Consider the following 25543-nt stretch of genomic DNA (forward strand, 5'->3'; position numbering starts at 1 on the left):
GTAGCCGGATCACTCGATCGCGATGTGGGGTTCTCCGCGCGCGTGTCCGCCCGCTCCCTGGTTGTGGCCCGTTCAGAATGGCCCCCAATGCCGTCGCTGCTGAATTATATGTGGTCGATATGAATTAAATCATGGACGAACACGTATCCAGGCTGCAGCGGCCGGCACGTCGCACCGGGCGGCGGTCTCACACGTCGACGAAGCGCCCCGCGAATCCACGCAGCGGGAGGTCGGCACTGGTCAGCAGCCCCGGCGGTGCGGCGACGACCGCCTTGATGGAGTTGATCGCGGGCATCCCGGTGACCGTCATGCCGATCGACGCGAAATTGGCCGGATCCGACAGATCCACACCGGCTTTGGGGAAGATCATGTGCTTGTTGTACACGCACGGGTCACCCTTGATCTGGGTGATGTAGCAGCCCTTGATGCGCCAGCTCGGGTCGGTGTGCGGCGTCATCTGCCACTCCAGGTGCGTCTCGACCCGCGGCACCCCGTTCACCATGCCCTGGTACTTGATGTAGTTGCCGCCCAAGGATCCCTTGGGCAGGACGTACCAGCCCAGGTCGACATCCTCGGTGCACGCGCCGAGTTCGTAGCTGAAGGTGACCTCGTCTAGCTTCAGGCCGAAACAGTCGGCCATCAGGTAGACGCTGTCGGCAAACACTCGGGTGTACTTTTCCAGCTTGCCCGGAATGCTCGGATCATCAACGGGCAGACCGTAACCCACCTCGATCCAGGTGTCCTTGCTGTGATGGCAGGACACATCGACGGATTCGATGGTGGTGATGTTCTCGATGTCGGCGACGTCAGCCGAGCACACCACGCCAAGGATCTGGTTCAAGCCCGGGTTCATGCCGGTGCCGTAGAACGTCGAGCCGCCCTTCTCGCACGCCTCGGCGAGCAGCTGAGTGACCTTCTTACCCGACGCGTGGGGGTGGTTCCTGTCGCGGTGCCAGCCGGTGATCCAGTCGGCGGTGGTGACGATGTTGATGCCGGCCTCGAGCACCCTGACGTAGAGATCTTCGTCAGGGAACACGCCGTGGAAGGTCAGGACATCGGGTTTGGCGGCGATGATCTCCTCGATGCTGCCCGTGGCGATAACCCCGTTGGGCGCCAGGCCGGCAAGGACACCTGCGTCCTTACCCACCTTCTCGGGTGAATAGCAGTGCACACCAATCAATTCCAGATCGGGTTGGGTGGCGATGCGCTTGATCATCTCCGAGCCGACGTTGCCGGTGGCGACCTGGAAGACGCGGATCGGCTCGCTGTTGTTGCCCACTGTCGGGTCAGCCTTTCTCAAGTGCGGCATAGACTTCGGCGGCACTGCCACCGATGCCATCGGGATAAAACTGCTTGGCCCACTCGCGGATTGCGGTGAAACCGGAAAACTCCGCGCCGGTCAGCGCTGGGGGATCGGAGTAGCGCTGATGCGACCAGATGTGGATGTCCTGGCGGAACTGGCGGATGACCTCGTCGCCGAACTCGGCTGCTTTGGTGGCCGCACGCTCGGTGTCTTTGCCCGGTGTGCGGCCGATGTAGACCATGAACCGCACATCGGACGTGCACTCGTCGACCGGCGTAATGCACGAGATCGTGCGGTTGTCGATCATGCCCGAACTCTTTGTGACTGCGATGCCCAATCCACCGTTGATCGCCTCCACGCCGCTTTTGACATCGTCGATGGACTGCTGGTCGTCGCCTTCGAAGGTGATGGTGAAGTCGACGTAGGACACCGGTTCGTCGAAGTCATGGCGGGTGAAGATCGGGTTGATCGGGGTGTGGTGGACGTATTTGAAGTGGGCGAAGTCCACCCCGTTCTCGAGCACATACTGCGGGTGCATCTCGTGGCCCTGTTCGAAAAGCCGTCGCTGGGGGTAGTAGTCGGCCACGCTGCTGTCATCGCCGAATGAGGCGAAGACATCCGGGGCGTCAAAGAACGGCTCGCGGCCGTTGTCGTCGTACCAGACATAGACCGACTCGTTGCGTTCCACCGCCGGGTAGGTCTTGATGCGCCGGCCGCGGTTGGGTCTCTTGTCGTAAGGGATGCAGACGTTGTGGCCTTCGGAGTTCCATTGCCAGCCATGAAACGGGCATTGCAGTACTTCGCCTTCGACGTGCCCGCCGAAGCCCAGATGGGCACCCAAGTGTTCGCAGTAGGCGTTCATCACGGTGAGGTGGCCCGACTCGGCCCGCCAGGCGATCAATTCCTGACTGAAGTAGTTCATCCGGTGTACGTCGCCGACCTTGATTTCGTCGGACCACGCCACCTGGAACCATCCGGTCGGTTTCATCGAAAGCGGTGGCTTAGCCATCCTTCGCCATCCTCAATCCCTCCCATGAGTACCGACCCGGTGATCGTAGCGGAGTCTATGAACTGATCATAGTAGTGTCAATGAAAGGTCGAAATCGCTTAAGCTACTCCGATGGCAGAGCCAGACAGCGCGCGCAGGACCTCCAACCGGCGCGGCATGGCCACACGGGAAGCGATGCTCAACGCCGCCGTCGAGGCGCTGGCCACCGGCGACCCCGCCGCCGTCTCGGCCAATCGCATCGCCAAGCAGATCGGCGTCACGTGGGGCACCGTGCAATACCAGTTCGGCGACGCCGACGGGTTTTGGGCGGCGGTACTGCACCACACCGCTGAGCGGCGGGCCAGCCTCTTCGCAAATACCGACAGCGGTGCTCCGCTGCGCTCGCGCGTCGCCGGCATCATCGACACCCTCTACGACGGGCTGGACGCGCCGGACTCCCGCGCTATCGAGAACCTCCGCGCCGCGTTGCCGCGGAACCCGGAGGACCTCGACCGGCTCTATCCCGCCACCGCCGCCGAGCTGAGATCCTGGGGCCAAAGCTGGAATGAGACGTGCCAGAAGGCATTCGCCGACCTGCACGTCAACCCGCGGCGGGGGCACCACGTGGCGGCGTTCATCCCGGGGGCCATGCGAGGCTTGGTGTCCGAGAAGCAACTTGGCAGCTATGCCGATCTCGACGAGGCTCGCGACGGGCTGACCAACGCGATCGCGGCCTACCTGAGCGAGTCCTCGCACTGATCGATACTTCGCCGATATCGAGCCCACAATATCAACTACTTGTTATTCTGCTGGCGCGGCCTTACCGTCGATCGTGAACGAGTCGAAGGAGCAGACGTTGCCCCGCTTCCCCAAGCCCGCCGAAGGCAGCTGGACCGAGCACTACCCCGAGCTGGGGACTGCGCCGGTGTCCTACGAGGATTCCATCAGCCCGGAGTTCTATGAACTCGAACGCGAGGCGGTGTTCAAGCGGGCCTGGCTCAATGTGGGCCGGGTGGAACAGATTCCGCGCACCGGGAATTACTTCACCAAAGAACTCAAGGTCGTCAACACCTCGATCATCGTGGTGCGTAACCGCGACGGCAAGGTGAATGCCTTCCACAACATCTGCCGGCACCGGGGCAACAAACTCGTCTGGGACGACGATCCGCGCGCCGAGAGTTCGGGAACCTGCCGTCAATTCGTGTGTAAGTACCACGCCTGGCGCTACGACCTCGACGGCAACCTGACGTTCGTGCAGCAGGAGGAGGAATTCTTCGACCTGGACAAGAACCGGTACGGCCTGGTGCCGGTGCACTGCGACGTCTGGGAAGGATTCATCTTCGTCAACTTCGCCGCCGAACCCGAACAACCGCTGCGGGAGTTCCTCGGCCCGATGATCACCGGCCTGGAGGGATATCCGTTCGGCGAGTTGACGTCACGCTGGACCTATCGGTCCGAGGTCAAGGCGAACTGGAAGCTGTACCTGGATGCGTTCCAGGAGTTTTACCACGCACCGGTGCTGCACGCGAACCAGTCACCAACCAAGTATTCGCAAGCCGCGGCCGAGGCCGGCTTCGAGGCGCCGCACTATCGGATCGACGGTGCGCACCGGCTGGTCAGCACCTCGGGAATCCGGGCCTGGGAGATGGACTCCGAGATGCGCAAGCCGATCGAGGATATCTGCCGCAGTGGTCTTTTCGGGCCGTGGGACGGGCCCGACCTCGGCGAGATGCCGGCCGGACTCAATCCCGCCAAGTGCGATCCGTGGGGTCTGGATTCATTTCAGCTCTTTCCCAACTTCGTCATCCTGATCTGGGGGCAGGGCTGGTACCTGACCTACCACTACTGGCCCACCTCCCATAACACCCACATCTTCGAGGGCTCGGCGTACTTCCCGCCGCCCCGGAGCCCGCGGGAACGCATCGCCCAGGAGCTGGCCGCCGCCTCCTTTAAGGAGTACGGCCTGCAGGACGCCAACACCCTGGAGGCCACCCAGATGATGGTCGAGTCGGGTTACGTCGACCGGTTCCCCCTCGGAGACCAGGAAGTGCTGTTGCGCCACCTGCACAAGGAGACCGCCAACTGGGTCGAGGATTACCAGAGCAAGAAAGCCGGGGTGTAGCAACGATGGCCCTGTTGCCCGAGGAATTCGCCGACCTCGAACAGTTCGCGGAGGACTGGTGTCTGCCCGACGAGTCGCAGCGCTACGCCAAGCGGTTGGCCAGCACGATGGCCGACATGCAGGCGTTCTATGACGCCATCACCCCGCGCGCCGAAGAGGCAATCTCCTACTGCGACAAGTTCACTCTGGACGATCTGCCCGAGGACGTGCTGAACCTGATGCACCTGCTGTACTCGATGATCATCGTGTCATTCCCGGTGGAGTGCTGGAAGCAGCCCAAAGTTCCCGATACCGGCGCCACCAGCCTCGACTGCGTCATCGAACCCGTACCGTGAGCGGCCCGACCGTTCTGCGTGCCGCCCGGTGGGCCGATATCGAAGCCGGGCAGGTCCGGTCTCCCGCGGTCATCGTGGTGGATGGGGACCGCATCGCAGCGGTGAATCCGGCCGAACCGCTGCCGGATTCGGCCACCATCATCGATCTCGGTGACGTCACGCTGTTGCCCGGACTGATGGACATGGAGCTCAACCTGCTCATCGGGGGCCCTGGCGGGCCCGACGGTTTGCCCAGCCCCATGCACGGAGTCCAGGACGATCCGGCCTACCGCACGCTGCGGGGTGCGGTGAACGCGCGGACCACCCTGGAGGCCGGGTTCACCACCGTCCGCAATCTCGGCCTGATGGTCAAGACCGGTGGCTACCTTCTCGACGTCGCGCTACAGCGCGCGATCGAGCAGGGCTGGCATATCGGGCCGCGCATCTATCCGGCCGGCCACGCGGTGACACCCTATGGCGGACATCTGGATCCGACCGTGTTCCAGCGACTGGCTCCGGGCATCATGCCGCTGAGCGTCGCCGAGGGAATCGCCAACGGGGTGCCTGAGGTACAGGCCTGCGTGCGCTATCAGATCCGCCACGGCGCCAAGTTGATCAAGGTGTCGGCCTCCGGCGGCGTGATGTCGCACAGCACCTCGCCGGGTTCGCAGCAGTTCTCCGACGCCGAATTCGAGGCGATCGCCGACGAGGCGCATCGGGCCGGTCTTCGGGTCGCCGCACATGCGGTGGGGGACAGTGCGATCCAGGCGTGTATTCGCGCGGGCATCGATTGCATCGAACACGGCTTCCTGGCGTCCGACGAGACGATCCAGATGATGGTCGATCACGGCACCTTCCTGGTTTCCACGACGTATCTGACCGAGGCGATGGCCATCGACCGCATCGCGCCGGAACTGCGCCGCAAGGCCGAGGAGGTGTTTCCCCAAGCCAAGGCGATGCTGCCCAAGGCCATCGCCGCGGGAGTGCGGATCGCCTGCGGCAGCGACGCCCCGGCCATCCCGCACGGCCAGCAGGCCAAGGAGATCTGCGCACTGGTGAATCGCGGCATGACACCGATGCAGGCGCTGCGCGCCGCCACGATCACCAGCGCCGAGCTGATCGACGCCGACGACGAACTCGGGCGCCTCGCGCCGGGCTACCTTGCCGATATCATCGCCGTACCCGGAGACCCCTCCGCTGACATCACCACCACCCTTGACGTGCGATTCGTCATGAAGGGCGGGGAGATCTACAAGCAGGCGGCAGCGCAATGAAAAACGGCAATGAGAACCTCCTCTGGCTGCTCAAACAGGCTTTTCACTATTCGGGGCACACCATCAACGAGGTGATCAGCAAGCACGGCGTCACCAGCGCCCAAACGGGTCTGTTGCGTCAGCTCGCCGAGGAACCGGGGTTGTCCGGTGCCGAACTGGGACGCCGGCTGCTGATCAGCCCGCAGGGCGCCCAGCTGGCGCTGGCCACGCTTGAGCGAAACGGTCTCATCGAACGCAAGCCCGATCCCGAGCACGGCCGTATCCAGCGCGCCTACCTCACCGAAAAGGGCCGCCGCACGGTGACCGCGGCCAACGCCGACGCCGTCATCGCCCACGACGAGCTGTTCTCGGTGCTCACTGCTGAGGAACGAAAGACGTTGGCCGAGTTGTTGGTTCGCATCGTCGTGCAGGGGCACGGCGAGGTCTCGTTCACGCTGCACCCGCACACAGACTGACGGATTAAGCAAGTGCTTGATACTAATGACAAGTACTTGATATTCTTCACGGCGATGGGGACGACATGCCGACCTGAGGTGAGCCGCGACGGATGCGTGCGGCTCCGGATTGCCGACGTGCAATCCGAGACCGCCGATTGTGTGTCCGTGGTGTTCGACGTGCCCTCTGATCATCAAGACCGCTTCCGATACGCGGCCGGCCAGTACCTGACCTTGCGGGTGACGGTCGGCGGCGTGGAGCACCGCCGGTGCTATTCGATGTCGTCATCGCCTGCACTGGCCGAACCGCTGCGCATCACCGTCAAACGCGATCCGGGCGGAGTGGTGTCGAATTGGATCAACGACACCGTGGTTGCGGGGGCCGAGATTCATGTCGAGGCACCGCAGGGCCGTTTCGTGCTCGATTCCTCCGGGCGCGACATTGTGGCGTTCGCGGGCGGAAGCGGTATCACACCGGTGTTCTCGCTGATCCGGACGGCACTGGCCAGCACCGAGCGGCGAGTTCGTCTCTTTTACGCCAACCGCAGTGCTGATTCGGTGATCTTCGACGAGCCACTGCGCCGGCTGGCGGACGAGTACGGCGATCGGCTGGCCGTCGACCACCACCTCGACAGTGACCGTGGTGTGGTCACTGCCGCCGCGTTGACGCAGTTCCTCGCCGGCGTCGCCGACGCCGAGTATTTCGTCTGCGGTCCAACGCTATTCATGGATGCGGTGGAGGAGACGTTGCGGGAGACCTCGGTGCCCGCCGACCGGGTGCACCTCGAGCGGTTCGTCGCCACGACGGCCGACACGGTGCCGGTCGACGGGGCGGAGGTTACCGAGGAGGTGACCATCGAACTGGACCGGCGCATCACGTTGGCGCACTATCGCTCCGGCAACACGCTATTGCAGACCGCTCGCCTGGCGGGACTGAAAGCGCCGTCATCGTGCGAAACCGGTTCGTGCGGAACATGTATCGCACAGGTGACCGAAGGCGCTGCGCGCATGCTCAACAACAGTGCGCTCACCGACGACGAAGTGGCCGAAGGCTTGGTGCTGACGTGCCAGGCCATGCCCACCACGAAGACCGTTCGGATCGTCTATGAGTAACAAGGAGGTGATCCGAATGAGTCGGGTAGCAGTGGTGACCGGCGGAGCGTCGGGCATGGGGGAATCGACGTGCCACGAGCTGGGCCGTCGCGGCAACAAGGTCGCCGTCCTCGACCTCAATGAGGCTGCGGCCCAACGGGTGGCCGACGATTTGCGCGCACAGGGTGTGACCGCGATCGGAGTCGGGGCCGACGTCACCGACCGGCCGGCGATGGAGGACGCGTTCGCCAAGGTGCGCTCCGAACTCGGCCCGACGACGATCCTGGTCACCAGCGCCGGGCTGTTCGGGTTCTCACCGTTCGTGGACCTCAGCGTGGAGGCATGGGAGCGGGTCATCGCGGTGAACCTGACCGGAACCTTCCACTCCTGCCAGCTCGCCGTGCCCGACATGCTCGACGCGGGCTGGGGGCGCATCATCATGATCTCGTCGTCGAGTGCCCAACGGGGTTCGCCGGAAATGGCGCACTACGCCGCGTCCAAGGGCGGGGTGGTGAGCCTGACCCGGTCCCTGGCCCGTGAGTACGCCGCCCGCGGCATCACCGTCAACAACATCCCGCCGTCGGGAATCGAGACGCCGATGCAGCACCAGCAGCAGGCCGCCGGAATCCTGCCCCCCACCGAGAAGATGGTCGCCAACATTCCGATCGGACATATGGGTACCGGTGATGACATCGCCGCGATGGTCGGATTCTTGAGCTCGGATGAAGCCGGTTTCATCACCGGTCAGACCATCGGTGTCAACGGCGGCTCAGTGATGTGAAAGTGCTCAGCGATGTGAAAGTTCTATCCACACCAGTAGGAGGTTCTCATGGCCGTCACGTGGCCCAAACCCGCTGAGGGTAGCTGGACCGAGCACTACCCCGATCTGGGCACCGGCCCGATCTCCTTCAAAGACTCCACGTCACCGGAGTTCTACAAGCTCGAAGGCGAAGCCATCTTCAAGCGCGCCTGGCTCAACGTCGGCCGGGTCGAGGAATTGCCGCGCGTCGGAAGCTATTTCACCAAGGAGATCGAGGTCGCCCGCGCCTCGGTCATCGTGGTGAAGGGCAAAGACGGCGAAATCCGGGCGTTTCACAACATCTGCCGCCACCGCGGAAACAAGCTGATGTGGAACGACTATCCCACCGAAGAGGTGCGCGGGAACTGCCGCCAGTTCACCTGCAAATACCACGGCTGGCGCTACGGCCTGGACGGAGCGCTGACCTTCGTCCAGCAGCCGTCGGAGTTCTTCGACCTGGACAATGCGGACTACGGCCTGAGCCCGGTGCACTGCGATGTGTGGAACGGGTTCATCTTCATCAACCTCGACCGCGAACCCCGCCAGACATTGCGAGAGTTCCTCGGCCCCATGGTGACCGCGCTGGACGCCTATCCATTCGACAAGCTCACCGAGAGCTATGAGTGGGTGGCGAACAACAACAGCAACTGGAAGATCTTCGCCGACGCTTTCCAGGAGTATTACCACGTGCCGTCGCTGCACCCGCAGCAGGTGCCGCCGGAGGTGCGGGTTCCCAACGCCGGCTTCACCTGTGCCCATTTCCAGCTCGACGGCCCGCACCGGCTGGTGTCCACCGCGGGAACCCGGCGCTGGCTGCTGCCGGCGGAATACATGTATCCGATCGAGCGCGCGACCCAGAGCGGACTCGTCGGGCCGTGGCGTACACCGGATATCGGTGAACTGCCTGCCGGGTTGAACCCCGGTGGCATCGAGTCGTGGGGTATCACCAATCTCCAGATCTTCCCCAACATCGAAATCCTGATCTACGGCGGCTGGTATCTGCTGTACCGCTACTGGCCCACCTCCCACAACACCCACCGCTTCGAGGCGTTCACCTACTTCAGCCCCGCGCAAACCGTCCGCGAACGCATCGAGCACGAGGTGGCTTCCGTGGTGCTCAAGGAATTCGCGCTGCAGGACGCCGGCATGTTGGGCGGCACCCAGGCTGCGCTGGAAACCGGGGTGATCGACGAGTTCCCGCTCAACGACCAGGAAATCTTGGTGCGCCACCTGCACAAGGCGGTCGTCGACTGGGTCGACGACTACCAGCGCGACACCGCTCGAGTGGGGGTGTAGACGTGTCAGAGACGTTGTTACCAAGTGCCTTTGCCGAACTCGAGGAGTTCGCTCCACTGTGGTGCCTGCCCACGGAGACGGAGCGGTGGGACCGGCGTGTGACCAGCAGCATGGCCGAGATGGAGCAGTTCTATAACGCGTTCTTCCCCCGACTGGAAGAGGCCATCGAGTACTGCGACAAGTTCTCGCTGGACGAGCTGCCCCAGGACGCGACCAACCTGCTGTACCTGATCTATTCGCTGATCATGGTGGCGATGGCGGTCGAAATCATGCACCAGCCCAGACCGGTGGACGCCTGCGATGCCGTCATGGTCCGCGTCAGTGAACCCCGACCCTAGCCAGGAGACGCAGTGAGCATGTTGACCATCACCAAGCTGACCTCAACGGTCGGTGCCGAGGTGACCGGACTGAATTCCGAGCAACTCGGCGCCGATGACGCACTGGCGGGCTCGATCCTGGAGGCGTTGGAAGACAACGGGGTTCTGGTGTTTCCCGGCCTGAACCTGACTCCGGAGGCCCAAGTCGCGTTCTGCACCCGCCTCGGCGAGGTGGACCGGTCCGCCGACGGGCGCCATCCGGTCTCCGGCATTTACCCGATCACCATGGACAAGTCCAAAAATGCCAACGCCAATTACCTGCGTGCCGCGTTCCTGTGGCACATCGACGGCTGCACGCCGATGAACGACGAATGCCCGCAGATGGCTACTGTGCTGTCGGCGAAGCAAGTGGCCGACGAGGGCGGGGAGACCGACTTCGCCAGTGCCTACACCGCATACGACACGTTGTCCGACGAGGACAAGCAGCGGCTGGGTTCGTTGCGTGTGGTGCACTCGCTGGAAGCGTCGCAGCGCAAGACCACTCCCGATCCGTCCCCGGAGGATGTCGCCCGCTGGCGTTCTCGTCCGACGCATGAGCACCCGCTGGTGTGGACGCATCGCAGTGGTCGTAAGTCACTGGTGCTCGGTGCCTCCGCCGACTACATCGTCGGCATGGACGTCGACGAGGGCCGAGCCGTCCTCGATCGCCTTCTGCAGTCGGCCACCGGTCCCGACAATGTCTACAGCCACACCTGGTCCGTCGGGGACACCGTCATCTGGGACAACCGCGGCGTCATGCACCGCGCCGGCCAGTACGCGGACGACTCCGGGCGATTGATGTTGCGCACCACGGTCTTAGGCGACGAACCGATCGAGTGACGTCGATGCTCAGGCTCGCGCTGAGTTCTCCACGATGATCTCGCAGGCGGCGTCATAGAACGCGCTGATGAGCGTCGAAAAGGACAGCTGGAAGGGATAGACCATGTGCACGTCCAGTGGTTCGAGGCTCCATTGCGGCAGCACCGGCACGAGGGTGCCGTCGCGTAGCTCGTCGGTGCAGATGATCTGATTGGGCATCGGGCCGACGCCGAGGCCTTGAAGAATGTACTGCTTGCAGACCTGAAAACTGTTGGCACGAGCCCGGACGGTGGGGGACAGCTCATAGCGGCGCTTCTGTTTGGCCAGCGTGAGCCTGCGTGGGCTGCCAGCGAAGCCGAAGTCGATGAACGGCAGTTCGTTCAACTGCGCTGGAGTGATAATGGGTTCAGCGAACTGCCGTACGAAATCCGGTGATGCGCAGAGAAACAGATTAAGGCTGAACACCTTTCGAGCGATCAGGGTCGAATCCTGCAGCGGCCCAGTCCCGAACACCACGTCGAAGCCGTCGTTGACCGGGTGCACCATCTCGTCGACCAGCCGAATGTCGAGCCGTGAATGCGGATGGCGATGGAGAAACGCGGCGCCGACCCTCGATGCGTAGTCGATGCCGACAAAGACCGGCATCGCCACACGGAGCTCGCCCTGTGGCTCTTGCCTGCTGCCCTCGACCAGCGCCCGAACGCCATTCGCTTCGGTCAGGATGTTGACCCCGTGGTCGTAAATCTTCTCGCCGAGATCGGTGACCGTGAGCTGATGAGTGTTCATCCGCAGCAATTTGATCCCGAGATCAGACTCCAGCTTGCTGAGCTTGCGGCTGACGGTCGATTTGGGCATGCCGAGCACCGTGGCGGCCTTGGACAAGCTGCGGCACTCGACCACCTTGCCGAATATCAGCAGCGCGTCCACGTCGAACGGAAGGCTCTGCTCCATACCCGCAAGTGTTCCAGATTTGCAACAGCCTGTTGCGGTTTAGCCCCTATCTAGGTGCATTTGTCAAGTGCTACGTTCGGCCTTTAGGCCTGATGGGAGCGCTCTTGTGAGTACTGAAGCCCTGGTCACGAAGCCGGCGAGTGGGCATTGGACCGATGCGTATCCGGAATTGGGTCGCGGCCCAGTGTCTCTCGAGGACTGTGTGTCTGAGGAGTTCTACGACAAGGAACGTGAGCACGTCTTCAAGAAGACGTGGCTCTATATGGGTCGTGTCGAGCGAGTACCGAAATCCGGCAGCTACTTCACCCGCGAACTGAAATTCCTCAACACCTCGATCATTATCGTGCGCGGCAAGGACGGGGTGATCCGCGCGATGCACAACGTGTGCCCACACCGTGGCAACAAGATGTTGTGGGAGGACGACCCGTTCCAAGAGGTGCAGGGCCGGGCGCCGTTGTTGTACTGCCGTTTTCATGGCTGGCGTTACAGGCTCGATGGTTCGCTGCACTCAGCCACCCGTAAGGATCTTCTGCTCGATTTCGATGCCGACAGTTGCCGCGTGCCCGCGATCCAATGCGAAGTGTGGGAGGGCTTCATCTTCGTCAATCTGAATCCGGACAACACCGAGTCGGTGCGTGATTACCTCGGCGACCTGGCCCACGGTATCGAGGGCTATCGCTTCGAAGGACCGCACCAGGTCTACCGATTCAAGGCCGAGTTGCAGTGCAACTGGAAGATTTTCGTCGACGGCTTCGCCGAGAGCTACCACGGACCGTATCTCCACGCCTCGTCGTTCGGCGCTGTCACGGCGGAAGCCAGGGAAGCGTTCGACCAACCGAACCCGTTCACCGATGCGTTGTCCTACCGGCTCAGTGGTCCGCACCGCACGTACTCGTTCGCGGGTGAGCCGTCGCAGAAGACGCCGTACTCCAAACCCATCGAGTGTGTGATGGAGGCCAGCGCCGCCGGGCCGTGGAACAAGCGCACCGATCGCGGTCCGATGCCACCTGGGCTCAATCCCACCCGATCCGAGAAATACGGCTTCGACTCGTACCAGTTCTTCCCCAATTTCATCCTGATCTTCGGCGCCTCCGGCTACACGATCCACACCCACTGGCCCACCGGACCGCACTCGCACACCTTCGAGACCGAGATGTACTACCAGCCCCCGACGACGCACCGGGAACGGCTGGGCCAAGAGCTGACCGTGACGTACCTCAACGACATCATCCTGGAGGACGCCAGCCCGTCGGAAGGCTTGCAGGCGATGCTCAACAGCGGTGCCCTGACGCATTTCACGATGAACGACGAGGAGATTCTGCTGCGACACCTGCACAAGGTGGTCGGGGACTACGTTTTGGCAGGCGAAGTCGAGGCCGGCGAGAAATGAGTGCGTCTCTGCCGCCGGAGTTTTCCCAACTCGAGCATCTGGTGGCCGATTGGGCCATCGAGGATGGACACGAGCGCTACGTGAAACGCGTGAACAGTTCGATGGAGGAGATCCAGGCGTTCTATGACGCCGTCTTTCCGCTAGCCGAGGAAGCCGTCGCGTACGTCGACAAATTCGACTACGCCGAAGCGCTTCCCGATGACGTCGCGAATCTGCGCAACCTGCTCTACTCGCTGATCACCGTTTCGCTGGCGGTCGAACTGTGGAAGCAACCGCGGGTAAAGCATTCGGCCAACACCATTCTCACGAGAGTCAGCTAAATCATGGCACCTACCAAGACACAGCTCGACGTCGTCGATATCGGCGACCGGATCGGCAGTGAAATCAAAACCGACGTCGACACTCTGTTGAGCGGTCGGGAGGCCACCAACATCCGCGCGACGCTCGAGCGGCGTGGCGTGGTCTTCTTCCGTGGCCTGGAGATCAGCGATCAAGAGCAGGTCGCTATCGCCAAAACCCTTGGCAACCTTGTGGAGAACGAAGGCGAGGAGGGCATCTACAAGATCTCCCTCGATGACAAAGTGAACGAACGCGCCAAGTACTTGAAGGGTTCGCTGTTCTGGCACTTCGACGGCTCGCTGCAGCCGTATCCGAACCTCGCAACCGTGCTCCGGGCGGTGACGCTGTCAGACGTGGGTGGCGACACCGAGTTCTGCAATACGTATGCGGCCTACGATGACCTCCCGCTCGGTACCAAAGAACTGATCGCCGATCTTCGGGTGGTGCACAGCGCGGAGCGGTCGCAGTACTACGTGACCCCGGAGATGAGCCACGATGAAATCGTCTTCTGGCAGAAGTCGCCGACAAAGGCATGCCCGATGGTGTGGACACATCAATCCGGTCGCAAGTCGTTGCTGCTGGGCGCCACCGCGGACTACATCATCGGATACTCGGTCGAGGACAGCCGGGCTTTGCTTGCGCACCTGCGTGATTGGGCCACCCAACCGCAGTACGTGTACCGCCATCAGTGGCAGGTGGGTGATCTGCTCATCTGGGACAACACCGGAACCATGCACCGAGCGCTGCCCTATGCCGTCGACAGCGGCCGGCTCATGCATCGCACGATCCTCGCTGGTGAAGAGCCGTTGGAGTGAAACTCGGCATCGCCACCCCCGTCGTCACCAACGTCGCGGGGGCGCCCCTGACGTGGGAGACGGATGCCACGATCGAGGACATCGGTCGCGTTGCGGAAGCGGCCGATCGGCTGGGCTATCACCATATGACCTGCAGTGAGCACATCGGCCTGCCGTCGACCGAGACCGCGCGGCGCGGGGCCCGCTACTGGGATCCCTTGGCCACGTTCGGATATGTGGCCGCCCGCACGAGCCAGATCAGGTTCGCCACCATGACACTCGTGCTGGGCTACCACCATCCCTTGGCCATCGTAAAGCGCTACGGAACTCTGGATCACGTCAGCAACGGGCGGGTGATCCTGGGCCTCGGCGTGGGTTCCCTGAAGGAAGAGTTCGACCTGCTCGGTGCGCCGTTCGATGATCGCGGCGCCCGCGGTGACGACGCCTTGCGGGCGCTTCGGGTGGCGCTGCCGAGCAATGAGCCGGCCTACCACGGCGAGTTCTATTCGTTCGGTGGTCTCACGGTCGATCCGTGTGCGCTGCAGCCACATCTGCCGCTGTGGATCGGCGGCCGCACCAAACGGTCGTTGCGGCGAGCCGTCACGCTGGCCGACGGCTGGTGCCCGTTCTACGTCTCCATCGAGACCGCCGCCCAATGGCTGGAAACCTTCGATGTACCACCAGGTTTCGAGGTGGTCATGCCCGCGGAAGCGCCCCTGGATCCGGTGGGGGAGCCACAGGCCACCATGGACACCTTGGGGCACATGGCCGCTGGGGGCACCACGACGCTTTCGGCCCGGTTCATCCACCACTCACTTGAGCACTACCTGGAGCAGATTCAGGCCTTGGCTGAACTGCATGAGCCTGACGGAGGAGCCGAGCAATGACAACTTTGGGTAGCGCGACCAGAGACCTCTACTACGACCCGTGGGATGTCGAGCTCAACGCCGACCCGTACCCGATGTTCAAGCGGCTGCGGGACAACGCACCGTTGTATTACAACGCCGAGCACGACTTCTACGCCTTGAGTCGGTTCGACGATGTCAACCACGCGCTGGTTGATCACCAGACCTTCAGCTCCGCAAGGGGAGTGGTGATCGAGATTCTGAAGGCCAACATCGAGATTCCGCCCGGCACTTTGATCTTCGAAGACCCCCCGATCCACGATATTCGCCGCAACCTGCTCTCCCGTGCCTTCACACCACGCAAGATGAATGCCATCGAGCCCTTGATCCGGGAGTTCACTGCGCGCTGTCTGGACCCGTTGGTCGGCGGAGATCAGATCGACTTCGTCAAGCACCTCGGCGCGGTCATGCCGCTACGGGTGGTCGGCATGCTCTTCGGCATCCCCGAGCACTTCCAGAAGCTTGTCGTGGACCAAGCCGACAATATCCGCACCGAGCGCGGCGAAAAGCTGGACCACTCCGAAGGAATGACCGACGGACAGGTGTTCGGCGAGTTCATCGACTGGCGGATGGCGAATCCCTCGGACGACCTCACCTCAGAACTGCTGGCGGTCGAGTTCGAAGACGAAACCGGGACAGTTCGGCGACTCCATCGAGACGAACTCCTGATGCTCATGAACGTCGTCTCCGTCGCCGGCGCCGAGACGACCACCCGCCTGATCGGTTGGTCGGGAAAGCTGTTGTCCGATCATCCCGACCAACGTCGCCAACTGGCCGCCGACCGATCGCTGATACCCGGTGCTCTCGAGGAGATTCTGCGATACGAGCCGCCGGCGTTGCAGGCCGCCCGGTATGTCACCCGCGATGTCGACTACTACGGACAGACCGTGCCCGAGGGCAGCGCCCTGCTCACGTTGATCGGTGCGGCCAACCGCGACGGCACGCGGTTCGGTCCCGACGCGGAGAACTTCAACATCACTCGGCCGCCGCGTCAGCACGTCACGTTCGGCGTCGGCGCGCACTACTGTCTCGGCAACGCGTTGGCGCGTCTGGAAGGGCGCATCGCCCTCGACGAGATCCTCAACCGTTTCCCTGATTGGGAGGTCGATCTCGACAACGCCGTCTTCTCGTCGTCGTCGGCCGTCCGCGGTTGGGACAGCATGCCGGCGCGAATCTGACCTCGAAAGCGCTGTCAGTCAGGCAGTTTCATCACAGTTTCACAGTCCGCTGATCAGCGCCGGTTCTTGGCCAGTTCCCGCAACATCGCGTTGTACGCGTCGTGGTCGTCGTCATAGTGGGCGTCGGCATGGCGATCGGTGCGGACCGCGGTGCGTCGGTCCTGGCGGGCCCACTGGACGACCAGTGCGACCACCACCACGATGATCGGCAGCTCGCTGGACCCCCAGGCAAGCGCCCCGCCCAGATGCTGGTCGTCGTTGAGGCTGGCCAGCCACGGCAGGTGAAGGCTGCGGTAGAAGGTGCCGCCGAGAATCTGCGTCATGGTCATCGTCGCGATACCGAAGAACGCGTGGAATGGCATGACCGCGAACAACATTCCGAGCCGACCGATGAACGGTAGCCGCTTCGGGCCGGGGTCGATGCCGATGATGCCCCAGAAGAACAGGTAGCCGGTGATCAGGAAGTGCAGGCTCATGATCTCGTGACCCCAGTGGTAGCGCACCAGAGTGTCGAACACCGGGGTGAAGTACACCGCGTACAGCGAGCCGACGAACAGCACGAAAGCCGTTGCGGGATGGGACAGGAACCGCGACACCGGCGAATGCACCAGCCACAGCAGCCATTCCCGCGGCCCGGGCGGGCGACCGGCGCCAGCGGTAGGAAGAGCGCGCAGCGCCAGGGTGATCGGTGCGCCAAGGACCAGTAACACCGGAATGAACATGTTCAGTGCCATGTGCTCGCCCATATGCACGCTGAACATTGCCGACCCGTACGCGCGCACACCGGATCCGGTGGTGAACACCAATGCCGCACAACCCAACAGCCACGCCACCAGCCGCCCCGGCGGCCAGGTGTCACCGCGCCGGCGCAGGCGGATCACCCCGATCACGTAGGCGCCTGCCAGCACTAGAGCTGCCACGCCGAGCAGGACGTCGAAGCGCCAGACGGTAAGTAGGCGAAGCGCATTCGGGGGGTCGGGCAATTGATAGCCCAGGAACACATCCCACGCGGTGAACTGGTGGGCCAGCAGCCGCGGCGCGGTCTGAACGGCCATGGCCGAGACCGCGGCCACCGCCAGCACGGCGGCCAACGCCCCTACCGATGCGCGCCTGATCAGCAGGCTGCCCAGTAATGCCGATCCGGTCAGCAGCCCCAGCCGGCCATAGTCCGATCCGATGAGTCCGCTCGGGGTAGCCAGAAGAAGTAGTAGTAATGCGCCATACCCGAGCGCCACCGCACCGGCGGCGACCTCGATCAGCAGAACCCGCCGGCGCAGTTCGGCTTTCGGCGGGGCGATGACGGCGCTGACCTTGACACCGGTCAGCACCGCCAGTGCGAGCGCGAACACGATGACAGCACTGGTCGCGTAGTCATGGTCGGGGCCCTGGCCGGCGTTACCGCTCACCGGCAGCGCGATCACCCCGATGAAGGTGGGGATCACCAGCGCGGCGTGCCACACCCAGCGCACCGTGAGCCGCAGCGCGACGGTCACCACGGCCGCCGCGACCGCGACAACGATCCACCCGCGGGCCATTTCCGATGCGCCGAGCGCACTTCCGACGCCCCCGCCTGCGACTAAACGGGTGACCGGGACCCCGGCGGCATTGGCGCACTGGATCAGCACCATCGCCAGCGCAGTCACCAGCCACAGCGGCGCAAGGCGCTCGACCAGCAGGTGCACCCGGAACGACGCGGCATCGAGTACGCCACGCTCGTCGGGCTCGGCAGTGACGACGGTGAAGACGAGCGCGCCCAGGCAGATTGCGGCGGCCAGCGTGGCGGTGAAGTAGCCGACCACCTCGGCGATGCTGGTGAGCATGCCTGGGTAGGAGTCACCGGTGGCGGTGAAGCGGCGCGCACCGGAGACGGCGGCGTAGGCGATCAGGGCGGCGACGATGATCAGGTAGCCACCGAGTAGCCACCGACCCGTCGGCCGGGCGCCTTCCTGGGTCGACTCCATCGTCGCGAGTCTACGACTGGCCGTCGTAGTCGAGTCGCCGTGGTGGGAACTTTCTGGTGCGATGAATCGACCAATGCTCAGGCGCGGACGAAGGGAGGTACGGACCGGTGATTCAGGATCTCGCGTTGCGATGGTTCGTCACCATCCTGTTCGTCCTCGCCGCGCTCGAGTGTCTCTACGCGCTCGCCGTCGGCAACCGCCGACCGGCGACGGTCGTGAGCCAACTGCTGCACATCGTGATGGCGGTGGCGATGGCGGTGATGGCATGGCCATGGGGTGCCGCCCTGCCCACCGTCGCGCCGATGGTGTTCTTCCTGCTCGCGACCGCCTGGTTTGTGGCGGTGACGGCGAGCCGGCTCGGCGCCGGCCACCGGATCGCCGGCAGCTACCACGCCCTGATGATGCTGGCGATGGCCTGGATGTACGCGGTGATGAACGGACGCCTGCTGCCCGGCCAAGCGTCCTATGCCGCCGACGTCGCGCCCGCGCATGCCGGGGCGTCGGGCCATGCCGGGCACGCAGGGATGAACATGCCGGGAATGGACATGTCCGGGACGGACGCGGCGGCCGCCGATGGCTCAGGCGGCGGATACCCGGCCTACATCGCCACGCTGAACTGGGTGTGCACCGTCGGCTTCGCGATTGCCGCGGTGTACTGGCTCTACCGGTACTTGAGTCTGCGCATGAATCATGCGGGAAGTGCCGAACAATCGCTGGGCACCCTGTGCCAGTCGATGATGGCCGCCGGCATGGCGATCATGTTCGGCGTGATGTTGTAGTCGGCTTGCGCCCAGATCGACGTTTTGGTGCTCTCGTCTCGAACTTCTGCGCCCAAACGTCGGTTTGGGCGCAGAGAATTACGCCGCTGAGCCGTCGGTGGGGTAGAGGTGCCCGCGACGGCGACCGCGAGAGGCGTTGTCGGGCAACACCACATCCGCGGTGACCGGTGCGGCGTCGGACCGGGGCTCCGGCCCCGCCGGGCGAGCGGTGCGCCAGACCAACAGCGCCAGGACAGTCCCGGCCAGGACGGGCACATGCGACAGGATCCGGTCGAGGCTCACTGCGCCCGTCACGGCGTCGCTGACGACATATCCGGTGAGGATCGCGGTGAACACCGTCAGCACCCCGGCGAGGCCGGCCGCCGCGGCCGGGCGCACCGCCGCGACGACCATGATCACTCCGAGCGCTGCCGACCATGCCGTCGACTCGTTGAGCAGGTGCCCGCCCATCATCATGTGATGGGCAGCCGCCGCGGTGCCGATGTCGGCGCCGGTGGCCTGGGCAACTGCCAAGCCCACCTGCATCAGCCCAATAAGCGCCAGCGTCCACCGCAGCCAGGTACTGGTTGATGGCAGCCACCGGGACGCGCGTGACACCGCGGGCCGCTCGCTCGCGGCAGCGACGGCGGCCACCTGGGACCGGCCGGCCAGTCGTCGCAGCTGTTGGGTCTGTTCGACGGCCTGCGCGTACCAGGCACGACAGGCGTCGCAGGTCGCGAGATGCTCGTCGACCCGGGCGGCGGGAACGGGTTCCCGTTCGCCGTCGATCCGGGCTGACAACGCCTCCTGGGCGACATCGCAGTCCACGTTTTCAATAGTCGTCTATTCGGGGCGGATCGTTCCAGCGTCCCCGGCGCAATCCCGCTCCTGGGCTAGATTCCTAGACATGGAAGGGCCAGGAGACGAGGTCAAGGTCGAGCGTGCCTCGTCCGCGCTGGCCGATGTCGACATCCACGGCTGGACCCAGCGCTTCGACCTGCTGTCCGACCCCCACCGCCTCGAGATCCTGCTCGGGCTGCACCGGGCGCCCGGCATCTGCGTCGGTGACCTCGCCGCAGCCGTCGGCAGATCCGAAAACGCCGTCTCCCAGGCCCTGCGAGTGCTGCGCCAGCAGGGCTGGGTCACCTCAACGCGAGTGGGCAGGCAGGCTAGCTACCGCCTCGAAGACCACACCGTGCACGACCTTTTGCACTGGATCGGCGCCGCGCACACCGAGTGAGCCGTCGGTTCATTCGAATATCTGTACAGGTAGACAGATATCGGCCACGCGCCTAGGCTTCCCAAGCGGGAACGGGAAATCTCCGACCGCACCGCGAGGAGGCACGCTTGAGCGTCCAGATCACGGCCATGCATATGAGCGACGGTCTGGTCAACGCATCCACCTCGGTGGTCTTCGGGATCCTGGCCATCGCCGTGGTGGCGTTCTGCGGCTGGCGGGCGCGAACCGAACTCGACGAGCGCACGGTCCCGCTGGCCGGCCTGGTCGCGGCCTTCATCTTCGCGGTCCAGATGATCAACTTCCCGATCCTGCCGGGCGTCAGCGGCCACCTGCTGGGCGGCGCGCTCGCCGCGATCCTGGTCGGCCCGTACACCGGCGTTCTGTGCATCACGATCGTGCTGGTCGTGCAGTCGCTGCTGTTCGCCGACGGCGGGATCACCGCGCTCGGGATGAACATCACCAACATGGCGCTGATCGGCGTTGCCGCGGGCTACTCGGCGGCACGGATCCTCTACGCTCTGGTGCGGCGACGCCGTGCCGAGCCGTCGGTGCCCGCGCTGGGGGTCGTCGGCTTCCTGTCGGCTCTAATCGGAACGGTCTGTGCCTCAATGGGATTCGTCGTCGAATATGCGATCGGCGGCGCCGCGCCGACATCGTTGTCGACGGTGGCGGCTTACATGCTCGGCACCCATGTGCTCATCGGTATCGGCGAAGGCCTGATCACGGCGGTGACGGTGATGGCCGTCGTCCGGTCCCGTCCCGACCTGGTGTATCTGCTGCGTCGGGACCGCGAGCGTGCGGCGGTGGCCGCGTGAACGCCCCAGGGGTGGCCCACCGCTGGCAGTTCTGGGCGGCCTTTGGGGTCGCGATCCTGCTGATCGCCGGGGTGGTGTCCTACTTCGCCAGCTCGAGCCCGGACGGCCTGGACTCGGCCACGCTGCAGGGCTGCCAGGTCGTCGCGACCGACCACGGTGAGCAGCTGACCGGCAGCTGCATCGCCCAGCACGCCACCGAGCACACCATGTCGGTATCGCCGCTGGCCGACTACACACTCTTCGGTCACCCTGCCACCAGCGGACTGGCCGGAATCATCGGCGCCGTCGTCGTGCTGGCCATCGCCTTCGGGGCGTTCTGGTTGATTGCGCGCACCCGCCGTACGAAGGGCTGAGGCGGTGGGCGCCGGGCACTCCCACCCGTTGTACCGGGACGGCGAGTCGGTGGTGCACCGGGCGCCCGCCGAAGTCAAGATCGCGGGCTTGGTGTTGTTCGTCCTCGCGGTGGTGGCCACCCCGCGGGAGATGATCTGGCCGTTCGCGCTCTACGCGGCGATCGTGCTGGTGGTGTGGCAAGTTGCCGGTATCCCGCTGCGCTGGATCCTGCCGCGGATGCTCATCGAAGCGCCGTTCATCGTGCTGGCCGTGCTGCTGCCGTTCGCCGAGGGCGGTGCGCGCGTTGACGTGGCGGGCGTGCAGCTGTCGGTGACCGGGCTGTGGGCGGCGTGGGGGATCGTGATCAAAGGCACGCTGGGCGTGGCCGCCTCGCTGACCGTCGCGGCCACCACCTCGGCGCGAGAGCTGCCGCTCGCGCTGAGCCGGCTCGGCATGCCGGGCCTGGTGACCTCGATGCTCGTGCTGATGATCCGCTACATCGATCTGCTGTCGGCCGAGGTGAGCCGGATGCGGATGGCGCGGATCTCCCGCGGCGACTCTCCGCGCGCCATCCATCAGATCGGTGCGATCGCGAAAGGTGTTGGTGCGCTATTTCTTCGGTCCTATGAACGGGGTGAACGCGTGTACCTGGCCATGACGTCGCGCGGGTTCGACGGCAAGGTCCCCGAGCTGGCGATCGTCGGTGCCGGGCCGCGCGCGTCGGGTACGCAGTGGGCGTACGCGCTGACGCCTGCGGTGGCGGCGGCCACGGTGGCGGCCTCGGCATGGGTGCTGCGATGAACGCGGCGGCGATCCGCGTCGAGGGCCTGCGTTACCGCTATCCCGACGGTCGCGTTGCACTCGATGGTGTCGACCTGTGCATCGCACCCGGCGAGCGGGTGGCCATCCTCGGGCCCAACGGGGCGGGCAAGACCACGCTGATGCTGCACCTCAACGGCGTGCTCACCGCCACCTCCGGCGCCATCGAGATCAGCGGAATCACGTTGACCCGCAAGACCCTTCGCGACATCCGGCGTCGCGTCGGGCTGGTCTTCCAGGACCCCGACGACCAGCTGTTCATGCCGACGGTGGCCCAGGACGTCGCGTTCGGCCCGGCCAACTTCGGGGTGACCGGTGACGAGCTGGCCGCCAGGGTCGCTGCCGCGCTGGCCGTGGTGTCGATGACCGAGCACGCCGAGCGCAGTCCCGCGCACCTGTCCGGCGGTCAGCGCAGGCGCGCGGCACTGGCCACGGTGCTCGCCTGCGAACCGGAGATCCTGGTGCTCGACGAACCGTCGGCCAACCTCGACCCCGTGGCGCGCCGCGAGTTGGCCGAGACGCTGGCGACCTTGCCGGCGACCATGGTGATCGTCACCCACGACCTGCCGTACGCCGCCCAGCTGTGCGACCGGGCGATCGTCCTGGACGGGGGAGTGGTGGTGGCCGACGACACCGTCACCGCCGTGCTCTCCGACAGCGAGCTGCTGGCCGCCCATCGGCTCGAATTGCCCTGGGGCTTCACCGTTCCCGTGCGCTGAGTTCCTCTCGCCGAAGATTAGTGTCGACGCGCCGACGGCCAGCGCGGCTCGCCGCACAACGACAGCAGCGCGTTCTCGATCACCTCGGGCAGCGCCGGGTGGATCCAGTACTGGCCGCGGGCCATGTCCTGGCCGGCCAGCCCGAAACTCATCGCCTGGATCAGCGGCTGGATCAACGACGACGCCTGGTGGCCCATGATGTGCGCGCCGAGGATCACCCCGCTGTCCGCCTCGACGATGAGCTTGGCGATGCCGGTGGTGTCCTCCATCGCCCAGCCGTAGGCCACATCGGCGTAGTCCTGCAGCTTGACCTTGATGGTGTAACCGGCTGCGCGGGCCTCGTTTTCGGTGAGCCCGACCGAGGCGATCTGCGGATCGGTGAACACCGCCGACGGCACGAAGCGGTGATCCGACGGCATCAGATGTTCGAGGTCGTCCCAGCCCTGCAGCAGGTTGTGTCGCACCCGGCGGGCCTCGTGGTTGGCGACGTGCTTGAGCTGAAAATGCGAGGACACGTCGCCGAGTGCGAAAATATTTCGCGCCGTGGTCCGTTGGTACTCGTCGACCACAACGAGTCCGTCCTCGTCGAGTTCCACCCCGACCAGGTCCAGGTCCATCAGATCCCCGTTGGGAATCCGGCCGGTGGCCACCAGCACCGTGTCGGCCGATACCGAGGAGCCGTCATCGAGTTCGACGACCACCTGATCGCCCTCGTGGTGCGCCCCGATCATGTTGCGGTGACTGCGAATTTCCCACTTCTTGGCGGCGACGTCGGTGAACCGCTCGCATATCGTGTCGTCGCAGTGCGACAGCATGACGCCCCCGCGGATGATGATGGTCACCCGCGTGCCCAGCGCGGAGAACACGTGCGCGAACTCGGCGGCGACGAATCCGCCGCCGATGATCACCAGGTGTTTGGGCAGCTCGGGGATGCGCATGATGGTGTCGCTGGTGTGCACCTGCACCCCACAGCCCGCGATGGCCTCGGGAATCATTGCCCGTGCGCCGGAAGCGATCACGACCTGCTCGGCGGTGAACTCGTCGCCCTTCTCGGTGCGCAGCTGGTAACCCGCCTCGGTGCGACCGGTGAAGCGGGTGTGGCTGTCGTAGACCGTGACGTTCGGCAGGGATCGGCGGTAGTGTTCGCCGCCGGCCGCCAGCGGGTCGATGCGGCCGAAGACCCGCGAGACGATGTCGTTCCAGCGCACCCCGTCGATGTGGGCGTCGACGCCGTATCGGGCCGACTCGCGCACGATCTGGGCCACCTCGGCGGCGTAGACGAACATCTTGGTGGGAATGCATCCCACGTTCAGGCAGGTACCGCCGAACACGCCCTGCTCGCAGATCGCAATCTTCTTGCCTGCGTAGCGCTCATCGATGATCGAATTTCCCGACCCGGTCCCGATGATCGCAATATCGAAGTGCTGCAACGAAATCCCCTTATCCCCGGCCCGCGTTCGACGCGGCCGATTCCAGATGCGCACGGTAGAACTCCAGCCAGGAGTCCAGTTCGCGATAGGACTGCACCCGCGGCTCGGTCAGCGACAGGAACACGTCGTGCTTGGCGTCGCGGATCGGAACGATGGTGCTGCGGTTGCCGATGCAGCCCGCCCGGCGCGCGATCTGGGTGACGTCGAGCACGGCGTCACCACGCTGCATGCTCGACGCGTCGGCGCTCTCGGTCACGCTGTGGTCGGAACGCAGGATCAGGTTCGGCACACCGACATCCAGGCCGCGATGCAGCGTGGCGTGGCCGCGGCGGATGGCGTGGATCCAGCCGAACGTCACCGGGAAGCCGCCCAGCGGCTTCCACAGCAGGTTGTAGTCGAACTCGCCGTCGTAGTCGCGGTGCAAGGTCAGCCCGTAGCCGCCCTTGCTGGTGGGGCGCACCACCCGGGTCTTGCGCACCCGTGACATCGCGCCGATCGCCGTCGAGGTGAGCCGGGTGCGCAGGATCGCCGGGCCGTGCAGGTCCAGCCACGGACTGTTGAGAATCAGCCCCCCGAGGGACAGCGCGGCCGTCGCGTTGCGCCGGTGCACCCGGTTTAGCCACAGCGACACGATCAGCCCGCCGGCGGAGTGTCCGTACACCAGGATCGTCGAGGCCGGAGCCGCTCGGCCGGCGACATCGGGTCGAGCGTTCTCGGTCGTAATGATTTCAACCGCCCGCTCGAGCTCGCGGTCGTAGCGGGCGAGGTCGGTGGTGAAGTGCGGCGTCTGGCCGTCGCGCCAGGACCGGCCGCATTTGTGTTGGTCCAGCGCATAGAACCGAAACCCGGCGGCCGCGAAGTGGTCGGCCAGTTCGGTGTTGAAGAAATAGTCGGTGAAGCCGTGCACCGCCAGCACGGTGTGCGTGGCCGGCGCGCCGTCGGCGCGGCGCACGAGCGTGGCGAACAAATCGCCCTCGCCGTCAGGGTCCGGCCCCAACGCCATGGTGCTCTGTTGGTAGCCGGGTAGGACATCGTCGGCCCATTCGGCCCGAGCTGCCGTCACACGCCCTACCCTAACCGGGTGTGGTGCTCGCTACATCGGGGTGTGGTGCTG

At 64.8% G+C, this 25543-nt stretch carries 28 protein-coding genes; 21 read left to right on the plus strand and 7 right to left on the minus strand.

Features of this window, described 5'->3' with window-relative positions; all coding sequences use genetic code 11:
* Positions 1-187 precede the first annotated feature (187 nt).
* Both SLQ31_RS10920 and SLQ31_RS10925 read right to left on the minus strand, forming a co-directional pair.
* Positions 188-1216, minus strand: a complete 1029-nt coding sequence (locus SLQ31_RS10920) for a dihydrodipicolinate reductase (protein WP_413641954.1) — start codon at positions 1214-1216, stop codon at positions 188-190.
* A 70-nt stretch (positions 1217-1286) separates the two neighbouring features.
* Positions 1287-2312, minus strand: a complete 1026-nt coding sequence (locus SLQ31_RS10925) for a Rieske 2Fe-2S domain-containing protein (protein ID WP_319432194.1) — start codon at positions 2310-2312, stop codon at positions 1287-1289.
* 111 nt (positions 2313-2423) lie between these two features.
* Here SLQ31_RS10925 and SLQ31_RS10930 point away from each other — a divergent pair, with 111 nt between their 5' ends.
* From SLQ31_RS10930 to SLQ31_RS10975, 10 genes are all read left to right on the plus strand, one after another.
* Positions 2424-3050, plus strand: coding sequence for a TetR/AcrR family transcriptional regulator (locus SLQ31_RS10930; RefSeq protein WP_319432196.1), 627 nt, complete (start codon positions 2424-2426; stop codon positions 3048-3050).
* A 97-nt stretch (positions 3051-3147) separates the two neighbouring features.
* Positions 3148-4413, plus strand: a complete 1266-nt coding sequence (locus SLQ31_RS10935; protein WP_319433034.1) for an aromatic ring-hydroxylating dioxygenase subunit alpha — start codon at positions 3148-3150, stop codon at positions 4411-4413.
* 5 nt (positions 4414-4418) lie between these two features.
* A complete protein-coding gene (locus SLQ31_RS10940; RefSeq protein ID WP_319432198.1) occupies positions 4419-4748 on the plus strand; it encodes a hypothetical protein in 330 nt (109 codons plus the stop codon).
* Positions 4745-6001 carry an amidohydrolase family protein gene (locus SLQ31_RS10945; RefSeq protein ID WP_319432199.1) on the plus strand — a complete coding sequence of 419 codons (1257 nt, stop codon included), beginning with the start codon at positions 4745-4747 and terminating at the stop codon, positions 5999-6001. The genes SLQ31_RS10940 and SLQ31_RS10945 overlap by 4 nt, the downstream gene beginning before the upstream one ends.
* Positions 5998-6456, plus strand: coding sequence for a MarR family winged helix-turn-helix transcriptional regulator (locus tag SLQ31_RS10950; RefSeq protein WP_319432200.1), 459 nt, complete (start codon positions 5998-6000; stop codon positions 6454-6456). The genes SLQ31_RS10945 and SLQ31_RS10950 overlap by 4 nt, the downstream gene beginning before the upstream one ends.
* A 54-nt stretch (positions 6457-6510) precedes the next feature.
* The gene (locus SLQ31_RS10955) at positions 6511-7548 is read left to right on the plus strand and encodes a ferredoxin--NADP reductase (protein WP_319432201.1); all 1038 of its coding nucleotides are present in this window, start codon (positions 6511-6513) and stop codon (positions 7546-7548) included.
* 16 nt (positions 7549-7564) lie between these two features.
* Positions 7565-8308 carry an SDR family NAD(P)-dependent oxidoreductase gene (locus tag SLQ31_RS10960; protein ID WP_319432202.1) on the plus strand — a complete coding sequence of 248 codons (744 nt, stop codon included), beginning with the start codon at positions 7565-7567 and terminating at the stop codon, positions 8306-8308.
* 48 nt (positions 8309-8356) lie between these two features.
* Positions 8357-9622, plus strand: a complete 1266-nt coding sequence (locus SLQ31_RS10965) for an aromatic ring-hydroxylating dioxygenase subunit alpha (protein WP_319432204.1) — start codon at positions 8357-8359, stop codon at positions 9620-9622.
* A gap of 2 nt (positions 9623-9624) precedes the next feature.
* Positions 9625-9960 (plus strand): hypothetical protein, encoded by a 336-nt coding sequence (locus tag SLQ31_RS10970; RefSeq protein ID WP_319432205.1) that lies wholly within the window; start codon positions 9625-9627, stop codon positions 9958-9960.
* Positions 9961-9972: 12 nt separating this feature from the next.
* Entirely contained in the window at positions 9973-10818 is an 846-nt protein-coding gene (locus SLQ31_RS10975) for a TauD/TfdA family dioxygenase (RefSeq protein WP_319432206.1), read from the plus strand.
* Positions 10819-10827: 9 nt separating this feature from the next.
* On the opposite strand, the gene SLQ31_RS10980 is transcribed toward SLQ31_RS10975, so the two are convergent.
* Positions 10828-11748, minus strand: a complete 921-nt coding sequence (locus tag SLQ31_RS10980) for a LysR family transcriptional regulator (protein ID WP_319432208.1) — start codon at positions 11746-11748, stop codon at positions 10828-10830.
* Positions 11749-11854: 106 nt separating this feature from the next.
* Here SLQ31_RS10980 and SLQ31_RS10985 point away from each other — a divergent pair, with 106 nt between their 5' ends.
* Genes SLQ31_RS10985 through SLQ31_RS11005 form a run of 5 tightly spaced genes read left to right on the plus strand, consistent with a single transcriptional unit; the run spans position 11855 to position 16354 of the window.
* On the plus strand, positions 11855-13138 hold the full coding sequence (locus SLQ31_RS10985) for an aromatic ring-hydroxylating dioxygenase subunit alpha (RefSeq protein ID WP_319432210.1): 1284 nt from the start codon (positions 11855-11857) through the stop codon (positions 13136-13138).
* The gene (locus SLQ31_RS10990; RefSeq protein WP_319432212.1) at positions 13135-13458 is read left to right on the plus strand and encodes a hypothetical protein; all 324 of its coding nucleotides are present in this window, start codon (positions 13135-13137) and stop codon (positions 13456-13458) included. The genes SLQ31_RS10985 and SLQ31_RS10990 overlap by 4 nt, the downstream gene beginning before the upstream one ends.
* Positions 13459-13461: 3 nt before the next feature.
* The gene (locus SLQ31_RS10995) at positions 13462-14292 is read left to right on the plus strand and encodes a TauD/TfdA family dioxygenase (protein ID WP_319432213.1); all 831 of its coding nucleotides are present in this window, start codon (positions 13462-13464) and stop codon (positions 14290-14292) included.
* The gene (locus SLQ31_RS11000; protein ID WP_319432215.1) at positions 14289-15158 is read left to right on the plus strand and encodes a TIGR03619 family F420-dependent LLM class oxidoreductase; all 870 of its coding nucleotides are present in this window, start codon (positions 14289-14291) and stop codon (positions 15156-15158) included. Before SLQ31_RS10995 ends, SLQ31_RS11000 begins: the two co-directional genes overlap by 4 nt.
* Positions 15155-16354 carry a cytochrome P450 gene (locus SLQ31_RS11005; protein ID WP_319432217.1) on the plus strand — a complete coding sequence of 400 codons (1200 nt, stop codon included), beginning with the start codon at positions 15155-15157 and terminating at the stop codon, positions 16352-16354. The genes SLQ31_RS11000 and SLQ31_RS11005 overlap by 4 nt, the downstream gene beginning before the upstream one ends.
* 53 nt (positions 16355-16407) lie before the next feature.
* On the opposite strand, the gene SLQ31_RS11010 is transcribed toward SLQ31_RS11005, so the two are convergent.
* Complete coding sequence (locus SLQ31_RS11010) at positions 16408-18315, minus strand: cytochrome c oxidase assembly protein (RefSeq protein WP_319432219.1); 1908 nt, start codon at positions 18313-18315, stop codon at positions 16408-16410.
* A gap of 107 nt (positions 18316-18422) precedes the next feature.
* Here SLQ31_RS11010 and SLQ31_RS11015 point away from each other — a divergent pair, with 107 nt between their 5' ends.
* Positions 18423-19094: a DUF5134 domain-containing protein gene (locus SLQ31_RS11015; RefSeq protein ID WP_319432221.1), complete on the plus strand. Its 672-nt coding sequence runs from the start codon at positions 18423-18425 to the stop codon at positions 19092-19094.
* A 78-nt stretch (positions 19095-19172) separates the two neighbouring features.
* Here the strand turns inward: SLQ31_RS11015 and SLQ31_RS11020 are convergent, their stop codons facing one another.
* Positions 19173-19901 (minus strand): zf-HC2 domain-containing protein, encoded by a 729-nt coding sequence (locus tag SLQ31_RS11020; RefSeq protein WP_319432223.1) that lies wholly within the window; start codon positions 19899-19901, stop codon positions 19173-19175.
* Between the two features lie 79 nt (positions 19902-19980).
* Here SLQ31_RS11020 and SLQ31_RS11025 point away from each other — a divergent pair, with 79 nt between their 5' ends.
* The 5 genes from SLQ31_RS11025 (at position 19981) to SLQ31_RS11045 (ending at position 22999) form a co-directional block, all read left to right on the plus strand.
* Entirely contained in the window at positions 19981-20313 is a 333-nt protein-coding gene (locus SLQ31_RS11025; protein ID WP_319432225.1) for a metalloregulator ArsR/SmtB family transcription factor, read from the plus strand.
* Positions 20314-20441: 128 nt separating this feature from the next.
* Complete coding sequence (locus SLQ31_RS11030; RefSeq protein WP_413641957.1) at positions 20442-21128, plus strand: energy-coupling factor ABC transporter permease; 687 nt, start codon at positions 20442-20444, stop codon at positions 21126-21128.
* Complete coding sequence (locus tag SLQ31_RS11035) at positions 21125-21481, plus strand: PDGLE domain-containing protein (protein WP_319432227.1); 357 nt, start codon at positions 21125-21127, stop codon at positions 21479-21481. The genes SLQ31_RS11030 and SLQ31_RS11035 overlap by 4 nt, the downstream gene beginning before the upstream one ends.
* A gap of 4 nt (positions 21482-21485) precedes the next feature.
* On the plus strand, positions 21486-22262 hold the full coding sequence (gene cbiQ / locus SLQ31_RS11040) for a cobalt ECF transporter T component CbiQ (protein ID WP_319432228.1): 777 nt from the start codon (positions 21486-21488) through the stop codon (positions 22260-22262).
* Positions 22259-22999 (plus strand): ABC transporter ATP-binding protein, encoded by a 741-nt coding sequence (locus SLQ31_RS11045; RefSeq protein WP_319433036.1) that lies wholly within the window; start codon positions 22259-22261, stop codon positions 22997-22999. The genes cbiQ and SLQ31_RS11045 overlap by 4 nt, the downstream gene beginning before the upstream one ends.
* 17 nt (positions 23000-23016) lie before the next feature.
* On the opposite strand, the gene mtr is transcribed toward SLQ31_RS11045, so the two are convergent.
* Both mtr and SLQ31_RS11055 read right to left on the minus strand, forming a co-directional pair.
* Complete coding sequence (mtr, locus tag SLQ31_RS11050; RefSeq protein WP_319432229.1) at positions 23017-24429, minus strand: mycothione reductase; 1413 nt, start codon at positions 24427-24429, stop codon at positions 23017-23019.
* A gap of 10 nt (positions 24430-24439) precedes the next feature.
* Complete coding sequence (locus SLQ31_RS11055) at positions 24440-25432, minus strand: alpha/beta hydrolase (RefSeq protein ID WP_319433038.1); 993 nt, start codon at positions 25430-25432, stop codon at positions 24440-24442.
* Positions 25433-25543: the final 111 nt, after the last annotated feature.

This window comes from Mycobacterium sp. RTGN5 (assembly GCF_033804465.1).
Classification (GTDB): Bacteria; Actinomycetota; Actinomycetes; order Mycobacteriales; family Mycobacteriaceae; genus Mycobacterium.

What these genes read in the sequence shown, in the direction of transcription:
- SLQ31_RS10920 (WP_413641954.1), bottom strand. Translation starts at nt 1,216, where the DNA reads ATGATCAAGCGCATCGCCACCCAACCCGATCTGGAATTGATTGGTGTG.
- SLQ31_RS10925 (WP_319432194.1), bottom strand. Translation starts at nt 2,312, where the DNA reads ATGGCTAAGCCACCGCTTTCGATGAAACCGACCGGATGGTTCCAGGTG.
- SLQ31_RS10930 (WP_319432196.1), top strand. Translation starts at nt 2,424, where the DNA reads ATGGCAGAGCCAGACAGCGCGCGCAGGACCTCCAACCGGCGCGGCATG.
- SLQ31_RS10940 (WP_319432198.1), top strand. Translation starts at nt 4,419, where the DNA reads ATGGCCCTGTTGCCCGAGGAATTCGCCGACCTCGAACAGTTCGCGGAG.
- SLQ31_RS10950 (WP_319432200.1), top strand. Translation starts at nt 5,998, where the DNA reads ATGAAAAACGGCAATGAGAACCTCCTCTGGCTGCTCAAACAGGCTTTT.
- SLQ31_RS10955 (WP_319432201.1), top strand. Translation starts at nt 6,511, where the DNA reads ATGGGGACGACATGCCGACCTGAGGTGAGCCGCGACGGATGCGTGCGG.
- SLQ31_RS10960 (WP_319432202.1), top strand. Translation starts at nt 7,565, where the DNA reads ATGAGTCGGGTAGCAGTGGTGACCGGCGGAGCGTCGGGCATGGGGGAA.
- SLQ31_RS10965 (WP_319432204.1), top strand. Translation starts at nt 8,357, where the DNA reads ATGGCCGTCACGTGGCCCAAACCCGCTGAGGGTAGCTGGACCGAGCAC.
- SLQ31_RS10980 (WP_319432208.1), bottom strand. Translation starts at nt 11,748, where the DNA reads ATGGAGCAGAGCCTTCCGTTCGACGTGGACGCGCTGCTGATATTCGGC.
- SLQ31_RS10990 (WP_319432212.1), top strand. Translation starts at nt 13,135, where the DNA reads ATGAGTGCGTCTCTGCCGCCGGAGTTTTCCCAACTCGAGCATCTGGTG.
- SLQ31_RS10995 (WP_319432213.1), top strand. Translation starts at nt 13,462, where the DNA reads ATGGCACCTACCAAGACACAGCTCGACGTCGTCGATATCGGCGACCGG.
- SLQ31_RS11005 (WP_319432217.1), top strand. Translation starts at nt 15,155, where the DNA reads ATGACAACTTTGGGTAGCGCGACCAGAGACCTCTACTACGACCCGTGG.
- SLQ31_RS11010 (WP_319432219.1), bottom strand. Translation starts at nt 18,315, where the DNA reads ATGGAGTCGACCCAGGAAGGCGCCCGGCCGACGGGTCGGTGGCTACTC.
- SLQ31_RS11025 (WP_319432225.1), top strand. Translation starts at nt 19,981, where the DNA reads ATGGAAGGGCCAGGAGACGAGGTCAAGGTCGAGCGTGCCTCGTCCGCG.
- SLQ31_RS11030 (WP_413641957.1), top strand. Translation starts at nt 20,442, where the DNA reads ATGCATATGAGCGACGGTCTGGTCAACGCATCCACCTCGGTGGTCTTC.
- SLQ31_RS11045 (WP_319433036.1), top strand. Translation starts at nt 22,259, where the DNA reads ATGAACGCGGCGGCGATCCGCGTCGAGGGCCTGCGTTACCGCTATCCC.
- SLQ31_RS11055 (WP_319433038.1), bottom strand. Translation starts at nt 25,432, where the DNA reads ATGGCGTTGGGGCCGGACCCTGACGGCGAGGGCGATTTGTTCGCCACG.